Raw genomic sequence first — 23,550 nt, 5'->3', positions numbered from 1 at the left:
ATAAAATAGATCAAATGAAAAAATATAATATTCTTTTTTTAGTGGTACTGATTATAGCAGGAACGTCTTGTAAAAAGTTCCTGGATATAAATCAAAACCCTAATGAGGCTGTATCATCTACGCCTCAGCTAATCCTGCCGCAGGCCATAACTGCATCCGCTAACCAAGTAGTGGGATACAATGTTATGGGTGCGCAATTAGTGGGTTATTGGGCCAATGCCGGCGGTTTCGGTGGCTTTGGATCCTCGGTTACGTATGAATTTTCAAACAGTGATAACCAGGCGCGTTGGGGCATGTATGATGTTCTGGAGGATTATCATTTGGTGATGCAGATGGCAGAGCAAGACGCTTCCTTGATTTATTTCGATGCGATTGCCCGTATTATGAAGGCTCATGGCTTTCAGATGTTAGTCGATGCCTATAACTCCATCCCATATTTTGACGCGCTTAAAGGTCAGGGGGATTTAACTCCCAAGTATGACGATCCTGTTGCTATTTATAAAGATCTGGCAGCGCAGATTGACACAGCTATAGCGGATATCAACGCCGGAGCAGAAGCAACGGTCGCTCCGGTTGCAGTAACCGAAGCACAAGATCCTATGTTTGGCGGAGATATGATGTTATGGAAGCAATTTGCCAACACTTTAAAATTGAGAATCATGGTGACCTCCAATGGTAAAGTGCAGTTCGCAAATACGGCTTTCGACGATGCTGGATTCTTGACAGAAGATGCAATTGTTGATCCTGGTTATAAAAGGGACAACGGAAGGCAAAATCCAATGTGGAATAGCTGGGCATTCAGCTATACCGGGTCGGATGCTAACAAAGCCTGGATGCCAAATGAATTTGTGTTTGCGTTTTATAATAATACTAAACTCAATGACCCCGGAAGAGGCGCCGCTGTTTACTACCAATTTCCTAATACTGGAAAAAACAGATTGGGCAATGAAGCTCAGGACGTTCCCTCCAGCCCAAGCGGCAGCAACTGGTATTCTTCTTCTAACAGGACCGGGGCTAGTGCCGGTAACTCAAGAGGAGTGCTAAAAGGACCTGACGCCGGTGTACCTATAATCACCGCAGCAGAAAGTTATTTTATCCAGGCCGAAGCTGTTAACAGTGGTTTGATTTCTTCAACTGTTACCGAGGCTATTGCCGATACTCTTTTTTACAGAGGGATTAGAGCTTCGTTTGATTATCTATATAAACTGCCGGACAACATTACGTATAGCGGTGATCCGGTGGCTGCGGCTAATACTTACATAACGAATAACGCAGAAAGCCGGCTGGTAAACTTCTCCCTGGCTACAACGCAGGCTCAGCGGCAAGAAGCTATCATCACACAAAAGTATATTGCGTTAAATACAATCAACTCAGACCAAGCCTGGAACGACTACAGAAGAACCCGTTATCCTTCGATTGTCAATTCTGCCGGTGCTACAGGTGTGCAAACCTTTGCGTCACTTCAATCGAAGTCAACAAGACCTGATAAGTTGCCTACACGCATATTATATCCGACAAGTGAAGGAACCTACAATCCGGACAACGTTCCCAAAGGAATCAGCCAGTACACATCTCTGATATTCTGGGCACTTCCATAGTAAATGCAACATAAATTATTAATTTATAATAACAATTATGAAACTTTTTAATTATTCGTTCCTTCTGATTTTGCTTTCGCTTTCCCTGAGTTCGTGCCTTAAGGAAAGGATTGGAAATATCGATACCGGCAACGGAAACACTACTAACGTGGTGGAATTTAAAAACACCGGTAACAACTTGTCACTTCAAGCATCGAAGTACCCGCGTTACAATAAGGACTTAGGCGTAGTCGCTGTTGGCCAGTCAACGTCTATGAATGTGAATATTGGCTATTCCGGAGTTGACGCTGCACCGAGTGATATAACAGTGAATCTTGAATTGGACGCTGCTGCACTAGAATTATTTAACGAGCAAAACGGTAGCGAATTTGAGATGCCGGATGCAAGTATTTTTTCATTTCCCTCTAGTGTTGTCATTAAGGCAGGGACAAGGCAAACTACTGTTGAGCTGAAAATAAATATCAACGAGCAGTTTGATTTTAATAAAACCTATGGTGTTCCTTTGAAAATTGCATCGACCAGCCCTTCACACATTATCAGTGGGAATTTCGGAATTGCTGTGTATTCCTTCCTTGTGAGGAACAAGTACGATGGGCTTTATAAGCTTACAGGATACCATAACAGAACTCCATACAACTTCCCGTATGAAACCGAGATAGAGCTGATAACCGCAGGAGCGACTTCGGTTATGTTCTACTGGCCGGACGCTGCTAGCAGTGGACATCCGATCGGAATCGGCCCTAACAATCAAATGAGTTGGTATGGCTCTGCAATATCTCCTGTTATCGTGTTTGATGCAAGCACAGATAAGATTGTTAGTGCATACAATATTGGCGGCGCAACTGTGATTTCGCTTTATACCGAAAGCACCGGACCTGGGGCGTTATCTAATCGTCAGGATCCCGCGACAAAAGATATTTTTGTATCGTGGATGTATGCAAACAATCCTCAGAGGGCCTTTTTTGATACTCTCGAATATATAGGACCAAGAGATTAATAAATCCTTCTGCTATTCATAGCACGAGGTCGCCACGTTAAACGAGGTGACCTCGTGTTTTTTATAAACCCAAAAATTACTTTTATGAAAGTCTTCTTTTTATTCCTGTTATCGATTTCGGTGTCCAATGGTTTTTGTCAGGGCTCTATCGACACCAGACCTTTGCTGTTCAGAAGTTTTATTGAAGGAGAGGTAATAATGACCTCAGGGCGTATTGAAAAAGCAGAATTGAATTACAACACAAATAATCAGGCGATCGTTTTTATAGGGGGTGGGCAAATGATGGAGCTGGCAAATTTGAAAGATATAAAGGAAGTTAGGATTGGAAAAAGTGTTTTTACCCCGCTGTCTGGGAAATTTTACGAGCAAACTTCTCATACCGATCTGCTTATTTCCTATTCAAACAAGCCCGTTTCTAAGATGAGCACGCTTGAAAAGGAAGGGGTTACACAAAAGGAAACTGCTGCTATCAGTAATAACATTTCTAATGTTGGCCTGGTGAAGAGGTATAATAACACGAACGGTGTAAAGTATGTCAGGGAGTTTTGGCTGTTAAAGGGAGCTAAACTGAAACCATTTAGTACCACGGCCGACATTTCCCATGTTTGTAATATTAATCGGAAGGAAATAACCGCCTTCATTAAGAAGAATGACATAAAGCTGGATGATGTAGAAGGCTTAAAGAAGATGATCAGCTATTGCGCCAGGAAATAGACGAAAGAAAAATCATAAATATAAGGCCGCGAGAAAACTCGCGGCTTTTCCTTTTTTAAACCATCAAAATTTTTCAGCGTCTGGGGCTTTAAATTCCTTATCCATCCGACTGTTTATAAATAAGTTTTAATATATATACTTAATTTGTTGAATTTATTAAATTTAAAAAGATAGATTATATTTTATTCGTTTATAGTTTAATGTGTTTGGTTACTTTAGCATTATTTAATAAAAACTTAATGCATGACAAAATTAAGGCTAATGCTAACGACGCTGCTACTGTTAAACGCGTGCGTTGTATGGTCACAAACCAAAACTATCACCGGGACAGTACTCAACGAATTGGCAGATCCTGTGCCTTTCGCCTCAGTGTCAGTTAAGGGAACAACTACCGGCACATCTGCCAATGCCGAGGGAAAGTTTAGTATCAGTGCAGCAAATGGTGCTGTGTTGGTCTTTTCGGCTACGGGCTATCTGGCTCAGGAAATTAAAGTGGAAGGCCCTGCCGTTACAGTCGTGTTGAGACGCGACGGACAGTTAATTGAGGAGGTAGTCGTTACGGCGTTGGGAATTAAGCGAGAAAATAGGTCTTTAGGATATAGTGCGCAAACCATTTCTGCTGATAAGCTGGAAAACGCGAGGGCTTTAAATGTAGTGGATGCTTTGGCCGGCCAGGCCTCGGGCGTCCGCATTAACGCTCAGTCGGGAGCATTAGGAGGATCTTCTAAAATAATAATCCGTGGCGGATCTTCATTGTCAGGAAGCAGCCAGCCGATATTCGTCGTAGATGGTATTATTCTATCTAATACCGCATTTACTGCCGGAACTACCGGAAACGTTGATTACGGAAATGGTATAAGTGATATTAACCCCGATGACATAGCTACCATGACGGTTCTAAAAGGTCCGGCTGCAACGGCACAATATGGTTCTCTTGCAAAAGACGGAGCCATAGTAATTACTACAAAACGCGGCACTAAAGGAAAGCCACAAATTGACATCAACTCATCCTACAGGATGGATAATCCCTTACGACTCCCCGATTTTCAAACACAGTACGCCCAGGGAAACTACGGCGTTTACAATCTAAGATATACAAATGGCTGGGGCCCGAAAATATCAGACGTTCAGGATCAGACTTTTCCTGATTTTCTGGGAAGAGATGTTAAGTTGCAGTCTCACCCCGATAATGCAGAGAACTTCTTTATCACGGGCAATTCGTATATCAATACAATCGGACTTTCCGGTGGGTCCGAGAAAGGAGACTTCAGGGTTAGTTTCGGTAACGTAACAGCAAATGGCATCGTGCCCAACCAAAAACAAAACAGGTACAATATCAGTGCTAATGCAGGGTATCATTTTTCTGAGAAGCTTTCGGCGCGCGTCTCGACCAATTATGTTAAAAATTTAGTATTCGGGCGTCCTGAGCAAAGCTCTAATTCGCCTAATATTCTTACCACCTCAGTTTACAGTATTCCTGTTACAGTAAATGTCAACGACTTAAAGAATAATTATCAGGACTCTTTGGGTAATCAAATTTACCTCAGTACCGATAGGAATGGGAATAACCCATATTGGATAGCGAACAAAAATATGCACAACAGCGATCAGGATCGTTTTTTTGGGAGTGCCTTTTTAGAGTACAAACCAGCACCCTGGCTTTCGATAACGAACAATACAGGATATGATTACGCCAATCAACTACAAAATTCTTTTAACAGGCAAGGGACTGCGGGCGATATGCTGGGTAGTTACGAAGATTATACTTTAACCGTGAGAAGAGTGAGCAATGATCTTATGGCGACTGCAAAGACTAAGCTGACTTCAGACATCGATTTAAAAACGATGATAGGAAGTAGTATTCTGGATCGTAAAACCTTCGCGATAAATATTGATGCCAGCAACTTAATAATAGACGGATTTTATCGTCCTAATAATGCTCAAACCGTAACTACTACAGAAGGCTTCCGACAACAGCGACTCATAAGTTTTTATGGGGAGATTTCCCCTTCTTACAAGAATATGATCTATCTGACGTTGACGGGCAGGAATGACATAAGCTCCACCCTGCCTGTCGAAAATCGTTCTTATTTTTATTATTCTGCGGGTGGTAGTTTTGTTTTCTCAGAGCTACTTCAGAGAAGAAATGTGTTGAGTTTCGGTAACCTACGTCTTAGCTACGCTCAGGTGGGGTCTGATGCAGATCCCTATTTGCTTGAAACAACATATGGAGCGCCTTCAACCTATTTTGTTCAATTTTCTTTGCCGGGAACATTCCCGTTTCTGGGTATACAAGGCTTCAATGCACCACAGGTACTGCCGAATGCTGGTTTAAAACCACAAATTGCCAGCTCATTTGAGATAGGAACCAACCTGAAATTCCTTGCCAATAGGATTGGTATCGACTTGACTTACTATAATACAAAGACCCGAAATCAAATATTGAATTTGTCGGTTCCGAGGTCGACCGGTTATTATTCGAAAACGATTAATGCCGGGTCTATTACGAACAGAGGGTATGAAATTACCCTCGACCTGATTCCTGTCAAAACAACAAGCGGCTTTACCTGGAATCTCACAGGGAATTTCTCCACTAATAGGCAAGTTGTTAATGAATTAGAACCGTCTTTGACTCAATATAGCATCGCAAGCGGCTGGAGCAATTTGCAAATAAAGGCTGTTCCTGGTAAACCGTACGCTTTGTATGGTAACAAATGGCGTCGCTCTCCCGATGGTCAGTTTGTAATCAACGCAGCCACTGGATTAAGGTTAACAGATGCAGACCAGTATTTAGGAGACATCAATCCGAAATACCTGTTGGGAATTAATAACAATCTTTCATACAAAGGCGCTTCCTTAGGCTTCTTGATTGATATTAGACAAGGTGGCGTTTTTTACTCAGGGACTGTAGCCTCTCTTCGTGCGTCAGGTATGGTAGCGGAAACGGAAGCTAACAGGGACGGGACGTTTATTGACAAAGGCGTGAATGCTGTTACGAAGGATGATGGAAGTGTTACCTATGTAGAAAATACCACTCCCGTTCAAAGCATGCAGGATTTTTGGGCTACCTATTCTGCCACAGCTAATACGGAGGGAAATGTCTTTGATGCTTCCTATGTTAAATTAAGATCAGTAACCTTATCGTATAGATTTCCCGAGGCTATAGTTCCATTCCGAGGTATAATAAAAGGACTAGAATTCGGACTAGAGGGAAGAAACCTCTGGTTGATAAAGTCCTATGCGCCGCATGTGGATCCTGAATTGAATTTCTTTGGAAATAATAGCGCTGGTGACGGTGTTGAATTCAACAGTTTCCCTACTACAAGATCACTAGGCTTTAACCTGAAAATTAAACTATAGAGATAATGAAAAAGATAAATATACTTTTCTTAATTGCTTTGACCTCGATCCTGCTATCGTCGTGTAAAAAGTATCTTGATGTTAACAATAACCCGAATGCGGTTACTACTATCAAGCCTGAGCTATTATTTAACTACGCTATCGTGACATATGGTTCGAACAGATCTGCCGGGGACTTTTACGTTCCATTAATATTGGCCGCGCAAACACAGTCTGATGGCGGCACATACGGCTGGGCGGCCGGAGATGCATATGACATTAGTACGTTTTCTACAGGTAATACCTGGACAGCTATCTATGTGAACGGAGGACAAAATCTGAATCTAGCTATTGATATTTCAGAAAATAGCACGCCCAGAAATGATGCTGCTGCGGCGCAATGTAAAATTCTGTTAGCTCAAGAGATATACACGGCAACTATGTTGTGGGGAGATGTGCCTTTTTCGGAAGCGTGGCAGGCGTCTACTATTCCCTATCCGAAGTTCGATACTCAAAAAGAGGTACTTGAGTCTCTACTTCGATTACTTGATGAAGCGATTGCTCAAATTCCGGCCAGCAATGCTACGGCGATAACCGAAGGTGATCTGTTCTATAAAGGCGATCTCTCCAAGTGGAAAAGGGCAGCGTACGCAATGAAGTTGCGGATCTTAATGGTAATGGTGGATAAAGACCCGACAAAAGCTGCTGCAATCGCCACATTAGTGCAAAGCAACAATCTACTTGCATCTGCTGCTGATAACATGGAATTTCCTTATGGAACTGCCAAAGGAAATCAAAACCCCAAATTTTCTGTTTTAGACAACTATGGTTTGTACCTGGAAGATGGGAGGAATAGCCAGTTCTTTGCTCACAATGCCATCTTACAGCCGATGATCGAACGCAAAGATCCGCGTCTTTCTAAATATTTTGACCTGCCAGCGGGGAGCAGTGCTTATGTGGGTGTAAATGGCGGACAAACAGCCAATGCAAATACCGCGACCATATCCTCCTCCAAAGTTGCTTTATCCGCGGGAGCTAAGTCGCCTCTTTTCGCTATGAACGCCCCCGAACTAGTACTGTCTTTCCAGGAGCAATTATTTCTTTTGTCAGAAATATATGCCAGAGGATTGGGAGTTGCCCAGGATTTAACAAAAGCGAATCAGTACTTTCAGCAGGCATTAGAGGAAGCATGTGTTTATTATGGAGTGAGCAGAACAGATGCTAAGGCCTGGGCCACTTCCAAATCTCTGAACGCCGTTGCCAACGCCGTTTCTGAAATACATTTACAGCAATTTATTGATTTTATGGATCGGCCGTTTGATGCATGGGTTAACTGGAGAAGGTCTGGTGGGCCCAATGATGAATTACGGGTTCCTCTTCTTTCTATCCCTCAAGGCGCGCCGGCTGGTAACCTCTTTCACAGATGGCCTTATCCTGTATCTGCTGAGTTATCAGCTAACCCTAATGCGCCGGCGCAGGCACAGTACTTTGATAAATTATGGTTTGAAAAATAAAAAATTATGAACAACAAAATGAATCTCATTCTGACGCTGATCTTATTTGCCTTCGGAATTATTTCGTGTCAAAAATATGATGGCGACTCATATAATTTTTCGGATAAAACGAACAATTATTTAAGGTTTACTACAACGTCTATCGTTTTCAACGACGGTAAAACTACCGGGGGCTCACCGTCTTATACATTAACCCCTAAAAATATTGCGTTAGAATCCAGAGTCGGTTTTGCGGAAGATATAGATGTTGCGCTAACTATACAGATAACGGGAGGAAACAGTCGGACTACGAAGGTCTCGTATAAAAAATTTGTTACCTCTCAAAATGTATCTATAACTATTCCTGACGCTGACTTTCCGTCCGGAGTTGACGTTGTCAAGGGAACGATAACCTTAACATCAGCAACGAGTCCCAAATACGGAAATCTCAGATTAGGTTATCCAGCAGAAGGTACAAAAGCTGTTGTTGCTTTCAATGCTTATCGACCTGGATCAATGGTCAAAGAATCTAAATAATATTGTCGAACATTCCATTAATGTCCCTTCGCACTGCAAGAGCGAAGGGATTTTTTATGCGTGCACAAGCGATGAACGCTTCAAATGGATAGCTGGTTTAGTTAAGCTTAATAAAACTTCCGACCGGGCTCCTGCGTTCACCACTGCTAAAATGGGTGCTGAACTATGGGAAGAAATAAAATGTATCTATTAAATTATGGGGCAAAGGGTTGACAGGTTTGACCTGAAAGATGGGGCGACACGATCAGTCGGGGCAATACTGAAAACCGCGGTAGTTCACCTTCGGCCTTGGCCGCAAAATCAATCACTCCTCCAGATGTTAATAGGTAGACCTGGGTCGTGCCCAACCGCTAGTTCGATTATAATACCCTCCTTCTTAAGTGATCTGTTCATCTTTTTAAAAACAGGCAGGAACCAACGCCGAGCCTTTCGGTCTTGGTTCCTTTTTCTTTATCTTCACCCAAAATTTTTTTCATGCAGCAACAACAGGAGCCGAATCCGCTTAACATAGAAATTTCAGAAGAAGTAGCAGAAGGAACATATGCTAACCTGGCGATCATCACCCACTCCCACGCAGAATTTGTCGTTGATTTCGTGAATATCATGCCAGGTACACCCAAAAGTAAGGTCAAGTCACGGATCATCTTAACACCGCAACATGCCAAGCGTTTCATGAAAGCATTGGTAGATAATATTGAAAAGTTTGAAGCCGCACAAGGAGAGATCAAAGACCTCGATGAAGTTCAGATTCCCGTCAATTTTGGCGGTCCTACCGCACAGGCTTAATGGAACCGGCTGGTTAGGAGAGCGCTGTTAACTATCGGCGCCTTTTCTCCGTTTGTAATGGTGGATCAGGCCGTTGCTTGATCCAGATGGTGATCTTTTTGCATTCACGAGGGTTGGCTTTTAGCGTAGCAGTAACGGTAAGCTTCTGCACATGGGTGTTTTCCGGGAGCACCAGGTCATTGCCTTCAAATTTTCCATAGTCGGTTTTGAACTCAATTTCTTTCGCCGTCAGCGGCTTCCAGTTGCCGTCGCTCAGCTTGCCATCGACGTTTATATAATTATGCGTTCCCTTTTTCAGGCTGTCGGTGTACAGGTGAAAGTGGATACTCTCCACCTTTTGCGCCTTTGCCGCAAAGAGCAGGAACAACGATGCTATGGTCAAAAAATATTTCATTTGTCTCAATTCATCCAATTGACGCAAAAAGAGCCGCAAAAGTTGGAAGGAAGACCCTGAAACAGCGGTAATGCCTTGGTGATATCCGGGTTAGGATCTTAACTGCCGGCCAACTGTCTGTTATACAATTGTATTGTGTTTTCGAAACCGAGGTACAACGCGTCACAGATCAGCGCATGACCGATGCTGACTTCGTCCAGCCAGGGAATCCGGGTGGCAAAGAACTGTAAGTTCTTCAGGTCCAGGTCGTGTCCCGCATTGAGCCCTAAGCCGAGTGCTTTTGCCGTTTCGGCGGCTTTCAAATAAGGCGCGATAGCCTGCTGGCGGTCTTCATGATAACGTCGTGCGTACCCTTCTGTGTACAACTCAATACGATCAGTACCGGTTTCAGCAGCACCTTCTACCATTCTTTCATCAGGGTCTACAAAAATCGACACCCGGATGCCTGCTTCCTTAAAAGTGCCGATCATCTCTTTAAGATAGTCTTTATGGGCGATCGTATCCCATCCGTGGTCACTCGTCAATTGGCCCAGGGCGTCTGGTACCAGCGTCACCTGGTGGGGTCGAACCTCTAATACTAAATCAATAAATTTTTGTTCGCGACAGTTTCCTTCAATATTGAATTCTGTGGTTAACACCGGTCTTAATTCACGAACGTCGGCATACCGGATATGTCGTTCATCCGGACGCGGATGAACCGTGATTCCTGAGGCACCAAACCGTTCGGCATCTTTGGCCATCTTCACCAGGTCGGGATTGTTCCCGCCGCGCGAATTTCTAAGGGTAGCGATTTTGTTTATATTTACAGAGAGTTTCGTCATTATTCTACAATTTTAATTAGAGGCGATCAGGGAATGATGGAGCGCTATTGTGCCGCGGTGGATCCTTTAACCTCTGTTGCGCTTCATCGCCGTTAAACTGCTTAAATAAAACACAACGATATGATAAAAAATTTAATGTTCCTTTTGCTCGTAGGCTTTTTAAGTTACGGTGCGTTTGCACAATCAACACCGCCAACCGCTGATGCAGTACTGAAGCGAGCCTTCAGCAAAGCTAAAGCAGAAAAAAAGAATGTGTTCATAATTTTTCATGCTTCCTGGTGTGGCTGGTGCCGGAAGATGGATACAGCCATGAATGATGTGGCCTGCAAGAAGTTCTTTTCGGATAATTATGTCGTAGAGCATCTCACCGTCCTTGAGTCAAAGGATAAGAAGCATTTGGAAAATCCCGGAGCTGAAGCACTGTTTAATAAGCATGCTCCCGCCAATTCAGGGATTCCGTTTTGGATTGTTTTTGATCCTGAAGGTCACGTACTCGGCGATGCAACCATGCCCGACGGTACTAATGCCGGTTGCCCGGCGGCTGCCAACGAAGTGGAACATTTCATTAGCGTACTCAAAAAATCTTCTGCGATAGATGAGTCAACCAGTAAAGCAATATTTGAACGCTTTCGTAAAAATGAACCGGTCAGGACCAACTAAAGGCGGCAGGGTCACCCGAATAGGTGATAGGGCTTTATCGGGAGTGGTAATAAATGACCGTAACTTTGTGCGGAAGATAAGGGCTGAAAGCCGACGTTCAGCCGAGTTGGACATTGAGCCGGTTTTGCAAGCCGCCCTCGAAGACAAGCCACCACAACTTCAAGATATTCTGACAAACACCGTTGATCCGCTGAGTTTGCGTTCAGCGGATTTTTATTGTAATGGCTGTCCGATCAGCGGCTCTTGTGTTTCTACTGTATCCGCTTTCCTGTAAAATTTCTTTTGAAATACCAGCAGTGTGATCACCCCGGTTGAAATGGCCATGTCGGCGATATTAAAGATCGGTCCAAAGAACTCGAAGGGTTCGCCTCCCACCCAAGGCACCCAGGAAGGGTAAGTGGTTTTCACCATCGGGAAATAAAGCATGTCTACCACGCTACCATGCAGAAAGGAAGCATATCCCTCGCCGCCCAGCGTAGCAATGCCGCTGTAGCCCACATAGTCGCCTACCGCGGGATCGAAATGGAGGCCTTTGTCAAACAGCATTCCATAAAACATACTATCGATCAGGTTGCCCAGCGCGCCGGCGTAGATCAGGGCCACGCAAACCATGAAACCGCGAGAATACTTTTCTCTTGCAAATTTGACGATCAGCCAGCTTCCAAATATTACCGCTACCAGTCTGAACAGCGTCAAAGCGACTTTCCCGCCTTCGTTGCCAAACTTCCAGCCCCAGGCCATACCACTGTTCTCAATGAAGTGGATACGTGCCCAATCCCATCCGAAAATGCGCGTTACTTCGCCTACCGGATAATGTGTTTTGATGTAGATCTTGACCACCTGGTCAACGATCAGGACCAATAAGATAATCAGTATAGATGTACTTAACTTCCCTGCCTTCATAAGTTTGCAAAGATGATTTTTAATTTTTAATTTTCGGGGATTAATTTTTGCAAGCTACTCACTCCAATAAACTCTTTTTACGCGTTGAGAAATGCCCGTCATGATCTCATAAGGTATTGTCCCGATGCGTTCTGCCAGCTCTTCTACGGGTAAGCCACTGCCAAAAACGACTACATCGTCCCCCTCTTTCACTCCCGCAATATCCGTGACATCGATCATCACCATGTCCATACACACCGTACCGATCACAGGTGCCTTTTTCCCGCGGACCAACATATAACCTACTCCGTTGCTCAGCCGCCGTGAATAGCCGTCAGCATAACCGATGCGCACGGTGGCGATCAATGATGCTTTGGCAGCTACACCGCGGCGATTATAGCTGATGGTTTCGCCTTGTTTCACCTCCTTCAACTGGGCAATCGTCGATTTCAGCGTCAGCGCCGGCTGCAGCCGGGATGATATTTCGGGGCCGCTGATGCCGTAAAGTCCGATGCCAAGACGTACCATATCCAATTGAAGTTCGGAAAAACGTGCAATGGCAGAAGAGTTGGCAATATGCCGCAGGAAGTTATAGCCCAACCCTTTTTTTATATCGGAAGCGGCGTTCAAAAGCAATTCATACTGATGCAGTGTGAACGCGTCTTCTACCTTGTCTTCACTTGCTGCAAGGTGAGAGAAAACGGACTGCACCTTTAGGTATCGGTTCTTTTTAAGCTTGTCAATCAGCTTAGGGACGGCTTCTACACTGAATCCCAGCCGGTTCATACCGGTTTCAATTTCTATATGGACGGGATAATCCGTCAATCCACTTTGTTGTACGTGCGCCTCGAACGCCGCTAACTGATCAAAAGAAAACAGATCGGGTTCCAGGCGGTGTTCTGTGATGGCGTCGAAAGCGCTCTCTTCGGGATTCAGTACCATTACTGGCGTGGTAACGCCGGCATCACGGATTTCAACGCCTTCGTCCGCATAAGCTACACCGAGATAGTCTGCTTTATGGTATTGCAACAGGCTGGCTACTTCGGTGCCGCCGCTGCCATAGGCAAAGGCTTTCACCATCACCATCATTTTGGTGCGCGGTTGCAGCAGCTGCTGAAAAACCTTAAAGTTATGAGCTATCGCATTCAGATTAATTTCCAGTATCGTTTGGTGTGCCTTCTGTTCCAGCAACGCAGCGATCTCTTCAAATCCGAAAACGCGCGCACCTTTGATCAGAATGGCTTCCTCTCTGAAATCAAAGGTCCGGAACTGTTTGATGAAGTCGCGGGTGGTAGGGTAGAAGCTCGCTTCCATCCTGCTTTTGCCTGCTTTCATCAACGCGGGCATTAAAGCCTGCAGCTGGCTGCCAATGCCGATCAGCCGGGTCACTTTGTGTTGTTGAAGCTGTGCGAGAATATTTTGATAAAGCGGTTCGAGGTCGTGCCCGGTTTGCATAAAATCAGACAGGATAACAGTTTTTCGAAGGCCTTTCGCCTGTTGTTGCAAGAAATGCAGGGCAATCGAAAAAGAGTCAATGTCTGCGCTGTAGCTGTCGTTGATAATAACACAATTGTTAACGCCCTTCTTGAACTCAAGCCGCATATTCACCGGCTGCAGCGTTTGCATGCGTTCAATGAGCCGTTCTGTACCGACTCCAAGATACAACGCGGCGGCACAACAGCTAAGTGCGTTTTCGATAGACGCGTCGTCCGTAAAAGGAATCTGAACGGAAAATTTTTTTTCTTCGTGGAGCAGTTGTATCGTCGTGGTGAGCGCTTCCTTGTGTACGTTCAGTACCTGCAGGTCGCAGCCCGCTTCATTTCCCCAGTAAAACACGGGGATACCCAATTGTTTCGTTTCCCGCCGGATGAGCGGGTCATCCGCGTTGGCGACCAGGACTTTTGACCGTTTAAAAAGACGAAGTTTTTCTTTGAGCTTTTCTGTATCGTTTTTAAAACCTTCACTGTGGGCCGCCCCGATATTGGTCAGAATGCCTATCGTTGGCCGGATGATGGTCTCCAGCGCCGCCATTTCGTGTTTCTGACTGATCCCTGCTTCGAAGATTGCCAGGTCATGTTGCGGCTGCAATTCCCATACGCTTAACGGCACGCCGATCTGTGAGTTGTAGCTTTTGGGACTTCTGACAATAGTCCTATCCTGTTGCAGTACCTGGTACAGCCATTCTTTTACAATGGTTTTCCCGTTGCTGCCCGTGATACCGATCACTTCAATATTGAATTTTGACCGATGGGCAGCAGCCAGTTGCTGCAAGGCGGCCAACACGTCGCCGACCTGCAAAAACGCGGCGCCGGGGTAGGCTTTGGCTGGTATTTTTTCCGAAACCACAAAATACCTGACGCCTGCCTTATATAATTCGGGGATAAAAAGATGCCCGTTTCTCCGCGGACCGCTCAGGGCAAAGAAAAGCGAAGATTCCGGATGCGTTAGCTTGCGGCTATCCGTCAGCAATGTACCAATCGATAGATCGGGCAATTGCTTCGCCGGGATCTTCAGGATGCGTGCTATGTCCTTCAGTGGATACATAGCGTTTATAATTCCGGTCTTCCGTCGGGAGTTGTGTTCGTGTTGTTCAGTGGCTTAGGCTTATCATGGTATTTGGAATAGATGATGCTTCCCACAATACACAAGATGATCACGCCGAGTGACAGGAGCACCTGCTCTGTTTTCCCGATCCATTGGGACACCCAGTGCTCGGCCAGCATTTTTACTCCGATAAAGACCAGTACGATCGCCACCCCTTGTTGCAGGTAATCGAATTTATTGACGGCGCCGCGCAACAGGAAGAAGAGCGAACGCAGCCCCAATACCGCAAAAATGTTGGAAGTGTAGATCACCATTTTATTTTTGGAGATACCCATCACTGCGGGTATGGAGTCTACAGCAAACACCAGGTCGATCACCGATAGCATGATCACTACCACGAATAAGATAGTGTAGCGTCGTTTGCCGTCTTCCTTAATAATATAACGACCTCCGCCGTCGTGAGGAACCAGTGGCAGGACTTTTTTCATCCATCTGTAGACGGGATGTGCCTTGGGATCAAACTCATCATCGTCGCTTGCGGTAAACATCTTGATACCCGTATAGACCAGGAAGGCTCCGAAGATGTATAACACCCATTCGAATCGGTCTACCAGCTCAACACCCAGCGTGATAAAAATCACGCGGAACACAATGGCCATCAACACACCGAAAAGGATGGACCGGCCGTAATAAATTTCCTTAACCCTGAAGGCGTTGAATATCAGGATGAATACAAAGATATTATCAATGCTCAGGCTCTTTTCCATCAGGTAGGCGCTCAGGTATTCCAGCGCTACAGTCTGATTCTCTTCAAACAGGAGAAACACAAAATAGCCCAGTCCCAGCGCCACCCAGAATATGGATTGCCACAGCGCTGTCTTGATGGTAATAGCAGTATTTTTTTTACTGAAAAGTCCCATGTCAAACACAAGGGCAATGACGATTACAATACCGAATACGAGGTAGGAAATTTGATCGGGTGTCATGAATAATTATATAATGATAAATATGCGAACGCTAGACTGCAAAACTTTCACCGCAGGCACAGGTACGGGCGGCATTGGGATTGTTAAAGAAAAATCCTTTCCCGCTCAATCCTTCGGAAAAGTCAAGCGTCGTGCCGAGCAAATAAAGAAGACTCTTCATATCGGTCACTATTTTAATGCCATTATCTTCAAATACCTGGTCTCTGGGCTTTTCTTCGCTGTCAAAATCCAGCTTATAGCTCAAACCGGAACAGCCACCACTCACTACGCTCACACGCACGAAGCTGTTAGCGCCCTGTTCCGCTTTTTCAGACAGGATCTGTTGGATCCTTTCCTTAGCTGTATCGCTTATCTTAATACTATCTGCAGAAAATGTGTTGTTCATTTATTCATTTTTATGTTGGCTACATCTGATTAAACACCTGGGAGCGCTATAAGTTGTTGTCGCTCCTCCCTTTCGGTTGATCTTACCGCACTCTACGCTGTAGCCGCCTGGCATCCAAAACGCAAAGGTACCATATTATTAAATGAGTTCATATACCGTGCTGTATATTTATCTCAATGTATTACGCAGTAAACGAGTCATCCAGAAGAGGCTGGACGGCAAATAGGTGTTGCAATACTTCCCCAGATTACTTATATTTACCCCGATGTCCCTCCTTCGTATAACCTATGCAAGTCGCTAGGTCTATGTCGTTGCTAGTAACGATACCGGTCATCGCATATCCTTACTGAGAATAAAATATATACGAAATGAAAATAATACATGCCCTTTTGATTTTTTTGTTTTTGTGCTGTTCCTGCGGTGTGAACCAGCGGGATAAGTTAAGAAAAGAAAAGGAGGCAGCGCTTAATGAAAAACAACAGGAACTGTTGCTGTGGGAACAGCAGCTGACCCAAAGGGAAATGGCTTTGGGAGAGCGGGAACGCCGTTTGGATAGCACCAAAAGGGAAATAGACTCTGTCGTGATCCATGGTCCGTCGGTGGAAGGTAAATGGCAGGTGCAAATGCAGTGTGTGGAAACTTCCTGCGAAGGATCTGCTATCGGCGATATCAAAAATGAACAATGGGTATTCAGCACCGAGAACAACGCGATCGTTGTAAAAGCTTACGCGGGTAAAAGCCTTTCCAGGATCTATAACGGTACCTACACCCGGAGCGGCCTCCAGCTGGTGGATCAAAACTCTCACAGCTCCACTACCATGGAAGTTACACTTCGAATCCTCAACGAAGGAAAAATGGACGGTATACGCGAAATCAGGTTGCCGGACTGCAAAACTACTTATTCAATAACTGCTGGAAGACTATAACTTTAGCGATTAAAATTTATCTATGATAGCTTTACTATCATCATCTGTTGATCTGACACTGCCGCTTACTAACCCTGTGATCATTTTTGCGCTGGTGCTTTTCATCATTCTTTTTGCACCGATCATTTTTAGCAAGATCAAAGTGCCCCATATCATCGGGCTGATCATTGCCGGCGTGATCGTGGGTCCTTATGGATTGAACCTGTTGAAACGCGATACCAGTATTGTGCTGTTCGGTACCGTAGGACTGCTTTACATCATGTTCCTCGCGGGCCTGGAGATCGACCTGGCTGAATTTAAAAAGAACAAAAAGAAAATACTTGTTTTTGGACTGATCACGTTTTTGTTGCCCTTCACACTGGGAGGACTGGCCTCTTACTACATACTCGGGTTTAACCTGATCCCTTCGCTGCTCATTGGAGCGATGATATCAACCCATACCTTGGTGGCGTATCCCATTGCCAGTAAATATGGCATTACCGGCAACCGGTCGGTGGCGATGGCCATCGGTGGCACTATGATCACCGATACTATTGCGCTGTTGCTGCTGGCGGCTTTAACGGGAATGACCAAGGGCCAGGTAACGCCCGCATTCTGGATCCAGCTCGGTGTGTCGTCTATCATTTTTGTAGGTATCGTATTTTTCGTATTCCCAATTATCGTACGATGGTTTTTCAAACGCTTCGATGATAGTGTGTCTCAATACATTTTTGTGCTGGGGATGGTATTTCTCGCCTCCTTTCTGGCTGAACTCGCCGGCATCGAAGCGATCATCGGGGCGTTCTTCTCCGGCCTTGTGCTCAACAGGTTCATCCCGCATTCATCCGCCCTGCTCAACCGGATCAATTTTGTCGGCAACGCGATCTTCATCCCTTTCTTCCTTATCGGTGCGGGGATGCTTGTGAACATGGGTGTGTTGTTCAAGGGCTGGGAAACCGCCAAAGTAGCCGGGCTTATTATTGGAACAGCGCTGTTTTCAAAATTTACTGCGGCCTGGATCACGCAAAAGATCTTCCGTCTGAATTATTGGGAAGGGCGATTGCTGCACGGGCTGAGCGGTTCTCATGCGGCCGCGACATTGGCTATCGCGACGGTGGGCTACAATATCATCATCGGCGAAACCACTGACGGCGAGCCAATAAGGCTGCTTACTGAAGACGTGCTGAACGCAACAGTATTGCTCATCCTGGTGAGTTGTGGTCTGGCGTCCTTTATCACGGAGAAAGCTTCGAAAACACTTGCGATCATGCAGGAGGATGAAGACCCCGGGCAGCACGAGACAGAACATCCGGAGAAGATCCTGGTATCGCTGGCGCATTTGGACATTGCCGAGGACTTGGTCGATCTGGGTGTGATGCTAAAGCCTAAGAAGAGCGTGATCCCCTTATACGCATTGCATATTATTGATGAAGACAGCGAATCTAAAAACGCAGCTGTCAAAAGCAAAAAGATCCTCGACAAGGCGGTTGCTCATGCCGAAGCGGCCGAGAATAAGATCACACCGCTGGTAAGGCACGATTCAAGCATCAGCAATGGGATCGTATATACCATTAAAGAGCAGGATATCACTGATATCGTGATCGGGTTGCACAAAGGCGCCGATGAAAAAGTCTTTTTTGGCGACATTACTGAAAATGTAGTTCGTAAGATCTACGAAACGATCTATATCTATAAACCGGCCCAGCCATTCAATACCTTGAAACGTATGCTGGTCGCGGTGCCGCCCAACGCAGAAACAGAGCCCGGCTTTACCCATTGGGTACATAAGCTGGCGGAAGTAGCGAAGGAATCGGGAATGAAGATGAGCTTTCATGGTACTGAACAAACGCTTTCTGCGGTGGAAATCGTGTCCCAACGTTTTAGCGACACGCTACAGATCACTTACAACCGGTTTGAAACCTGGGATGACTTTCTGATCTTCTCAAGAGAATTGGTTACTAACGATCTGTTCATTATCGTTTCATCCAGGAAAGGCTATAACTCGTATATCGAGCAGCTGAATAAGCTACCTTATTATTTGTCGAACTATTTCACCAAACATAGCTATATCATTCTTTATCCTGAGCAATTGGATACCAGCATTAACATGACGGATATTCAACAAGCCGATGCTAAACTGATCGAAACGATAAGCGAGCAGTTTGGAGCCATCAATGAGGCCGGCAAACGAATCCGGAAGAAGTTTTGGAAGAAGTAGGGCGAACGAAGCGCTGAATACTTCTATTCCGTTTCGTTTATCTGTTCACTGGCGCGCCGACCTTCGGGGTAGACGCGAAGTAGTACTTAAGGCAGATCTTCTTTTCGTAAGAAATTTCTGAGCGTCCACCTTTTCCGGGGTGGCGCTTTTTGCATGACACAGGCGTTCATTCGGACTGATCCAATTCTACTCAATGGCAGCCCTCTCAATATCGGTTAGTGTTGAAACCCGGTGATCTTGGTCTCATCAAAATCAAGCTGCATTTCCAGGTTACGAAGCACCACATCATCATATTTTTTCTGCTTGCGGATCCGGTGCAGCTCCTGGCGTTGCAGCCGGAGGATATCGCGTACTACTTCCCTGTTGCGGGCCGCTGCCAGTTGAAAATGTTCTGAATGGTCGATACAACTGAATTTATCGGTCAACAATTCCAGCTCGCTTTCCAGCTTTGTTTTTTGATGACGGATCAGGCTGTTCTCAGTCAATTCATTACTGTAATCGCTGTTGATCTTTTCTAACGCCACCTGTTTCAGTTGTTGCTGAATGATCGCTTCCTGTTTTTCATGAGGCACGCGCTGCTCGGTATCTTCGATCTTCAACCATTTTAACACGGAAGGCAGGAGCAACCCCTGGCCGACGAGCGTGATCAGGATAATCACGAAGGTGACAAATAAAATAATATTCCGGTGCGGCATATCAAGCGGAATGGATAAAGCCGCTGCCAGCGACACCACGCCGCGCATTGCTGCAAAACTGATCACAAAAGGCTCTTTCCAGTTAGGTTTCGGACGGGTCAACCGGATCTTTTTGAAACAGAAACCCGGCAGGTAAGCCAGCGCATAGCTGTAGACCAGCCGGATGCCGATCATCACCCCGCCGATGATCACAGCATACTTAATACCGTCGGCAATAGAATAACCTTTCATGTGTGAGACCACAACGGGTAGCTCCAGCCCGATCAGGATAAATACAAAGGCATTGATAGCAAATATCAACGTGCTCCATACAGAACCCGCCTGCAACCGCGTCGTGTGGCTGAGGAAACAATGAGAGTGGTAAGACATCATCAGTCCGCCCGCCACCACCGCGAGTACGCCGGAAAAATGGAAATGCTCTGCGGTAATGTACATCACGTAAGGCACGATCAGGGTAATGATCGTATCGATATTTGAATTAGAGGGGATAATACGCAGCAAAGCCGAAAAAAGATAACCAATCGCCAATCCGATTGCGATGCCCATTACCGCCATCACAAAGAAATCGCCTACCGCCTCTTTGAACACAAAATGCCCGGTCATTACAGCTGCCAGCGCAAACTTGAAAACGATAAGACTCGAAGCATCGTTCAGCAGACTTTCCCCTTCAAGTATCGTCGTTGTTTTCTGAGGTATTTTCAGGTGTTTTAGCACGGAGGTTGCTGCCACCGCATCAGGCGGAGAGTTGACACCGCCCAGTAAAAAACCCATCGCCAGAGTAACTCCCGGAATAAGAGAAGACGACACATAGGCAATGACCAGCGACGTTATAAATACCAGGCCAAAGGCCATGGAAGATATTTGCTTACGGTTCTTCCAGAAATCTTTCCAGGACGTAAACCACGCGGCCTCAAATAATATCGGTGGCAGGAAGATCAGGAAAACAATGTCCGGATCGATCTGAAAAGTGGGCATCTTCGGGATCAGGCTGATGATCAGGCCGGCGATCACGAGGAAGATCGGGTAGGCCACCTTCAGCTTCTGCCCCAGAAGCACGAGCATCATAACGCTAAAAGCTACAGCTATAGCGATCAGTACATAAGTTTGGATCATACAAACAAGTTGAATTGGATAAAGTACAACGCAGCAAAATTACTGCATAGAAATACTTTTTCAGATGCTGTTAAAAACAGAAAAAAATGACTTTTGTTTATTGCGCCTCGCTGAGCCTTTTTAACTTCCTGAGACTGATGGCATAATTCTCAGCAATAGATTGTTCAGTCCGCCGGAAAACTTTCATAATGGTAAACGGATACTTGCGGGCTCCAACGAAACGGAGCGTGACCCTGGTGTGCCCGTTCAGCGGTTTCAGCCGGATCATGAGCCTGGCGTCCGCCTCGTAAGGCATGTAAAAGCGGATGTGAAGTTCTGCCGATTGTTGTGGCGTCAGGGCGGCGAGCGTCAGGCATCCTTTCCGCAATTTGGTATGATCACTATCCCAGCAAAACTTTGAACCTGGTTTGCCCTCCGTGCCGTATACGGTCGTATTCATACGCGGATCCTTTTCAAACCAGCTGTTCCATTGATTCATATGACCCAGACTGTTGGTATATTTCCAGACAGTAGCCACCGGTGCCTCGATATCTATGGATTGCTCAACTGTAAAGGTCCCGTCGATAAAATAAGCAATGACCAGCAGTAGGCCTGCCAGGACTATAAGGGATAAGAGGGTCTTTTTAAATGCCTGCATCGTCTTGGTTTTTGCCGGTTCTAATTAAAGTTACAACATGTATTTCACAATACACGAACGAAAGCCCCGGTCAAATTTTAGGAACTGAAAACCTGGCGCCGGAACTCAGGCCGGAACCTCCGATCTAATGATTGGTCCTGGTTATTTTCTTGCTGTGAGGTAAATATAGAGGCAAAGCCGCCGATCCGTACCAGTCGTATATTTCATAATCCAGCAGGCCCGACCGGATGGCCGGATCGGCGGCGATCAGTTGCCGCACGGTTTGCTGATCGGTCGCGTTGAAAATAAACAGCCCGCGATATTGCTTATCGTTTTTGCCGAAAGGGCCCGCCACGATCAGGTAGCCATCTTTTACCAGCCGGTTGATCTGAGCCATATGTCCTTTAAAGATCTGCTGAACAGAATCTTTATCCTCGATGGTCGTTTTGCCTGTTTTCAGAATGACAAACTGATACCGCTTCATGCCATAAGCATCAGCGCCAAGGCTGTCAGCCAGATGTTTATCGTAGCCCGGATTGTCCTGTGCTATCAACACCAGCGGCAGTTGGAATAGCAGGAAGCATAAAATCTTTCTCATAATAAAGGATAAAAATTATACGCCAAATTGGGTGAGGTGATGATCCAGGTGCTTCGCAAACATATTGTTCCATTCGGTTGTGGTAAGCGGACCAAAGGAAAGCGACGGCTTGCCCTCGAAGTGATCAGGTCCCAACTCCCGGGTTTTTATCACAAAATCAATTAATCGTTTTTTCTCCCTTTCGAAGTCCCTGGAGCCGGAAATAATAAAAGCGGGTGCCGTACGGGTATTCCGCTTATAAGGGACTTCATTGACCACGTTTTTCTTCACGAATTTGCGCAGCACCCACTTCATCAGGCCCTTCGGCTTGCGATGTTTGCCCGGCTCGTACACCATTTCGTAAGCAACATTCACATGCGCAAGCATCTGGTCTACGCTCATTTTACCCCACAGCGGCTTTGCGTCAGGGGTTAGCTGATGAATGCGTTGTAAGAAAGCGTTCACGCCTTCCTGAGAGAAGAGGTCAGTCATATATGTCTGGTTTACTGTAAACTTACGTTAAATTGGGATCTGAAGGAAAACGACTTTTTTAAACCGGCATCAAAACGACTTGGCGAGGAATGGCGACCGGAATATGGTGCGTGCAACAAAAGTTCGTATTTTAGTTCCCGATCATTAAAAACCCGTCCGACCGGAATTTATCCGGGCGGGCAATAAAAAACAAATTCATGAAAAAAGTCTTGGCTATTGCTTTTGTCTTACTAGTCGCTAATGTGCTTCATGCGCAGAAAATGGTGGCGCTTTTCAACGGTAAAAATCTGACCGGATGGACGGTGCATGGAACTGAAAAATGGTATGTGGAGAAAGGAGAGCTGGTTTGTGAAAGCGGACCTGATAAGCAATACGGCTATTTATCAACAGACAAGAAATATAAAAACTTCGAGCTCAATCTGAAATTCAAACAGGAAGCAGATGGCAATAGCGGCGTCTTTATCCGTTCTTCTATTGAAGGGGTTAAGATCAACGGCTGGCAGGTGGAAGTGGCCCCGGCAGGGAAGCACACAGGCGGCATTTATGAGTCGTACGGACGTGGATGGCTGATAAAGCCCAAACCCGAAGATGAAAAGCACCTGAAAGCCGGTAAATGGAACACTATGAAGATCCGCGTGGTAGATGACCGGGTGACTACCTGGTTGAATGGTCACCAAATGGTGGACTTTTCTGACAGTAAAATAGGTGCAGGCAACGGATTCATCGCTTTGCAGATCCACGATGGTGGTGGTATCAAAGTAAAGTGGAAAGATATTATTTTGAAAGAATTGTAATCTC

At 45.5% G+C, this 23,550-nt stretch carries 21 protein-coding genes; 11 read left to right on the top strand and 10 right to left on the bottom strand.

Annotation, left to right across the window (positions count from 1 at the left end):
* Positions 1-14 precede the first annotated feature (14 nt).
* The 7 genes from ACU37H_RS08325 to ACU37H_RS08295 all read left to right on the top strand — a co-directional run bounded on the left by ACU37H_RS08325 (position 15) and on the right by ACU37H_RS08295 (position 9,464).
* Complete coding sequence (locus tag ACU37H_RS08325; RefSeq protein WP_472701988.1) at positions 15-1,598, top strand: SusD/RagB family nutrient-binding outer membrane lipoprotein; 1,584 nt, start codon at positions 15-17, stop codon at positions 1,596-1,598.
* A gap of 37 nt (positions 1,599-1,635) precedes the next feature.
* A complete protein-coding gene (locus tag ACU37H_RS08320) occupies positions 1,636-2,595 on the top strand; it encodes a DUF1735 domain-containing protein (RefSeq protein ID WP_472701989.1) in 960 nt (319 codons plus the stop codon).
* An 84-nt stretch (positions 2,596-2,679) separates the two neighbouring features.
* A complete protein-coding gene (locus ACU37H_RS08315) occupies positions 2,680-3,309 on the top strand; it encodes a hypothetical protein (RefSeq protein WP_472701990.1) in 630 nt (209 codons plus the stop codon).
* Positions 3,310-3,552: 243 nt separating this feature from the next.
* A complete protein-coding gene (locus ACU37H_RS08310) occupies positions 3,553-6,669 on the top strand; it encodes a SusC/RagA family TonB-linked outer membrane protein (protein ID WP_472701991.1) in 3,117 nt (1,038 codons plus the stop codon).
* Between the two features lie 5 nt (positions 6,670-6,674).
* Positions 6,675-8,162 (top strand): SusD/RagB family nutrient-binding outer membrane lipoprotein, encoded by a 1,488-nt coding sequence (locus ACU37H_RS08305; RefSeq protein ID WP_472701992.1) that lies wholly within the window; start codon positions 6,675-6,677, stop codon positions 8,160-8,162.
* Positions 8,163-8,168: 6 nt separating this feature from the next.
* Entirely contained in the window at positions 8,169-8,678 is a 510-nt protein-coding gene (locus ACU37H_RS08300; RefSeq protein ID WP_472701993.1) for a hypothetical protein, read from the top strand.
* A gap of 474 nt (positions 8,679-9,152) precedes the next feature.
* Complete coding sequence (locus ACU37H_RS08295) at positions 9,153-9,464, top strand: DUF3467 domain-containing protein (protein ID WP_472701994.1); 312 nt, start codon at positions 9,153-9,155, stop codon at positions 9,462-9,464.
* 31 nt (positions 9,465-9,495) lie between these two features.
* Here ACU37H_RS08295 and ACU37H_RS08290 read toward each other — a convergent pair whose 3' ends face one another.
* Entirely contained in the window at positions 9,496-9,858 is a 363-nt protein-coding gene (locus ACU37H_RS08290; RefSeq protein WP_472701995.1) for a hypothetical protein, read from the bottom strand.
* A 98-nt stretch (positions 9,859-9,956) separates the two neighbouring features.
* Positions 9,957-10,679, bottom strand: coding sequence for a pyridoxine 5'-phosphate synthase (locus ACU37H_RS08285; RefSeq protein WP_472701996.1), 723 nt, complete (start codon positions 10,677-10,679; stop codon positions 9,957-9,959).
* A gap of 120 nt (positions 10,680-10,799) precedes the next feature.
* Between ACU37H_RS08285 and ACU37H_RS08280 the strand changes: the two genes are divergently transcribed.
* Positions 10,800-11,339, top strand: coding sequence for a thioredoxin family protein (locus tag ACU37H_RS08280; protein ID WP_472701997.1), 540 nt, complete (start codon positions 10,800-10,802; stop codon positions 11,337-11,339).
* Between the two features lie 213 nt (positions 11,340-11,552).
* Here ACU37H_RS08280 and ACU37H_RS08275 read toward each other — a convergent pair whose 3' ends face one another.
* The 4 genes from ACU37H_RS08275 to ACU37H_RS08260 are packed head-to-tail and all read right to left on the bottom strand — an operon-like array spanning position 11,553 to position 16,136.
* Complete coding sequence (locus ACU37H_RS08275; RefSeq protein ID WP_472701998.1) at positions 11,553-12,242, bottom strand: lipoprotein signal peptidase; 690 nt, start codon at positions 12,240-12,242, stop codon at positions 11,553-11,555.
* A gap of 54 nt (positions 12,243-12,296) precedes the next feature.
* Positions 12,297-14,765 carry a bifunctional UDP-N-acetylmuramoyl-tripeptide:D-alanyl-D-alanine ligase/alanine racemase gene (locus ACU37H_RS08270; protein WP_472701999.1) on the bottom strand — a complete coding sequence of 823 codons (2,469 nt, stop codon included), beginning with the start codon at positions 14,763-14,765 and terminating at the stop codon, positions 12,297-12,299.
* A 5-nt stretch (positions 14,766-14,770) separates the two neighbouring features.
* Positions 14,771-15,751: a TerC/Alx family metal homeostasis membrane protein gene (locus tag ACU37H_RS08265; RefSeq protein WP_472702000.1), complete on the bottom strand. Its 981-nt coding sequence runs from the start codon at positions 15,749-15,751 to the stop codon at positions 14,771-14,773.
* Between the two features lie 31 nt (positions 15,752-15,782).
* Complete coding sequence (locus ACU37H_RS08260; RefSeq protein ID WP_472702001.1) at positions 15,783-16,136, bottom strand: HesB/IscA family protein; 354 nt, start codon at positions 16,134-16,136, stop codon at positions 15,783-15,785.
* Between the two features lie 368 nt (positions 16,137-16,504).
* Between ACU37H_RS08260 and ACU37H_RS08255 the strand changes: the two genes are divergently transcribed.
* Entirely contained in the window at positions 16,505-17,062 is a 558-nt protein-coding gene (locus tag ACU37H_RS08255; RefSeq protein WP_472702002.1) for a hypothetical protein, read from the top strand.
* 22 nt (positions 17,063-17,084) lie between these two features.
* Positions 17,085-19,259: a cation:proton antiporter domain-containing protein gene (locus ACU37H_RS08250; protein ID WP_472702003.1), complete on the top strand. Its 2,175-nt coding sequence runs from the start codon at positions 17,085-17,087 to the stop codon at positions 19,257-19,259.
* Positions 19,260-19,474: 215 nt separating this feature from the next.
* Here the strand turns inward: ACU37H_RS08250 and ACU37H_RS08245 are convergent, their stop codons facing one another.
* The 4 genes from ACU37H_RS08245 to ACU37H_RS08230 all read right to left on the bottom strand — a co-directional run bounded on the left by ACU37H_RS08245 (position 19,475) and on the right by ACU37H_RS08230 (position 22,752).
* Positions 19,475-21,067 (bottom strand): Na+/H+ antiporter, encoded by a 1,593-nt coding sequence (locus ACU37H_RS08245; RefSeq protein ID WP_472702004.1) that lies wholly within the window; start codon positions 21,065-21,067, stop codon positions 19,475-19,477.
* Positions 21,068-21,164: 97 nt separating this feature from the next.
* A complete protein-coding gene (locus ACU37H_RS08240) occupies positions 21,165-21,704 on the bottom strand; it encodes an SRPBCC family protein (protein WP_472702005.1) in 540 nt (179 codons plus the stop codon).
* A 124-nt stretch (positions 21,705-21,828) separates the two neighbouring features.
* A complete protein-coding gene (locus tag ACU37H_RS08235; protein ID WP_472702006.1) occupies positions 21,829-22,281 on the bottom strand; it encodes a YciI family protein in 453 nt (150 codons plus the stop codon).
* 15 nt (positions 22,282-22,296) lie between these two features.
* Positions 22,297-22,752 (bottom strand): DUF1569 domain-containing protein, encoded by a 456-nt coding sequence (locus ACU37H_RS08230; RefSeq protein WP_472702007.1) that lies wholly within the window; start codon positions 22,750-22,752, stop codon positions 22,297-22,299.
* Positions 22,753-22,949: 197 nt separating this feature from the next.
* Between ACU37H_RS08230 and ACU37H_RS08225 the strand changes: the two genes are divergently transcribed.
* The gene (locus ACU37H_RS08225) at positions 22,950-23,546 is read left to right on the top strand and encodes a 3-keto-disaccharide hydrolase (RefSeq protein WP_472702008.1); all 597 of its coding nucleotides are present in this window, start codon (positions 22,950-22,952) and stop codon (positions 23,544-23,546) included.
* Positions 23,547-23,550 lie beyond the last annotated feature (4 nt).

This window comes from Niabella sp. ZPM-14, assembly GCF_055693045.2.
The sequence above is the reverse complement of the archived record's forward strand: the minus strand, read 5'-3'. Positions and strand labels throughout refer to the sequence as shown.

Coding starts and splice junctions, on each gene's coding strand:
- ACU37H_RS08325 (WP_472701988.1), top strand. CDS start 15: ATGAAAAAATATAATATTCTTTTTTTAGTGGTACTGATTATAGCAGGA.
- ACU37H_RS08320 (WP_472701989.1), top strand. CDS start 1,636: ATGAAACTTTTTAATTATTCGTTCCTTCTGATTTTGCTTTCGCTTTCC.
- ACU37H_RS08315 (WP_472701990.1), top strand. CDS start 2,680: ATGAAAGTCTTCTTTTTATTCCTGTTATCGATTTCGGTGTCCAATGGT.
- ACU37H_RS08310 (WP_472701991.1), top strand. CDS start 3,553: ATGACAAAATTAAGGCTAATGCTAACGACGCTGCTACTGTTAAACGCG.
- ACU37H_RS08305 (WP_472701992.1), top strand. CDS start 6,675: ATGAAAAAGATAAATATACTTTTCTTAATTGCTTTGACCTCGATCCTG.
- ACU37H_RS08300 (WP_472701993.1), top strand. CDS start 8,169: ATGAACAACAAAATGAATCTCATTCTGACGCTGATCTTATTTGCCTTC.
- ACU37H_RS08295 (WP_472701994.1), top strand. CDS start 9,153: ATGCAGCAACAACAGGAGCCGAATCCGCTTAACATAGAAATTTCAGAA.
- ACU37H_RS08290 (WP_472701995.1), bottom strand. CDS start 9,858: ATGAAATATTTTTTGACCATAGCATCGTTGTTCCTGCTCTTTGCGGCA.
- ACU37H_RS08285 (WP_472701996.1), bottom strand. CDS start 10,679: ATGACGAAACTCTCTGTAAATATAAACAAAATCGCTACCCTTAGAAAT.
- ACU37H_RS08280 (WP_472701997.1), top strand. CDS start 10,800: ATGATAAAAAATTTAATGTTCCTTTTGCTCGTAGGCTTTTTAAGTTAC.
- ACU37H_RS08275 (WP_472701998.1), bottom strand. CDS start 12,242: ATGAAGGCAGGGAAGTTAAGTACATCTATACTGATTATCTTATTGGTC.
- ACU37H_RS08270 (WP_472701999.1), bottom strand. CDS start 14,765: ATGTATCCACTGAAGGACATAGCACGCATCCTGAAGATCCCGGCGAAG.
- ACU37H_RS08265 (WP_472702000.1), bottom strand. CDS start 15,751: ATGACACCCGATCAAATTTCCTACCTCGTATTCGGTATTGTAATCGTC.
- ACU37H_RS08260 (WP_472702001.1), bottom strand. CDS start 16,136: ATGAACAACACATTTTCTGCAGATAGTATTAAGATAAGCGATACAGCT.
- ACU37H_RS08255 (WP_472702002.1), top strand. CDS start 16,505: ATGAAAATAATACATGCCCTTTTGATTTTTTTGTTTTTGTGCTGTTCC.
- ACU37H_RS08250 (WP_472702003.1), top strand. CDS start 17,085: ATGATAGCTTTACTATCATCATCTGTTGATCTGACACTGCCGCTTACT.
- ACU37H_RS08245 (WP_472702004.1), bottom strand. CDS start 21,067: ATGATCCAAACTTATGTACTGATCGCTATAGCTGTAGCTTTTAGCGTT.
- ACU37H_RS08240 (WP_472702005.1), bottom strand. CDS start 21,704: ATGCAGGCATTTAAAAAGACCCTCTTATCCCTTATAGTCCTGGCAGGC.
- ACU37H_RS08235 (WP_472702006.1), bottom strand. CDS start 22,281: ATGAGAAAGATTTTATGCTTCCTGCTATTCCAACTGCCGCTGGTGTTG.
- ACU37H_RS08230 (WP_472702007.1), bottom strand. CDS start 22,752: ATGACTGACCTCTTCTCTCAGGAAGGCGTGAACGCTTTCTTACAACGC.
- ACU37H_RS08225 (WP_472702008.1), top strand. CDS start 22,950: ATGAAAAAAGTCTTGGCTATTGCTTTTGTCTTACTAGTCGCTAATGTG.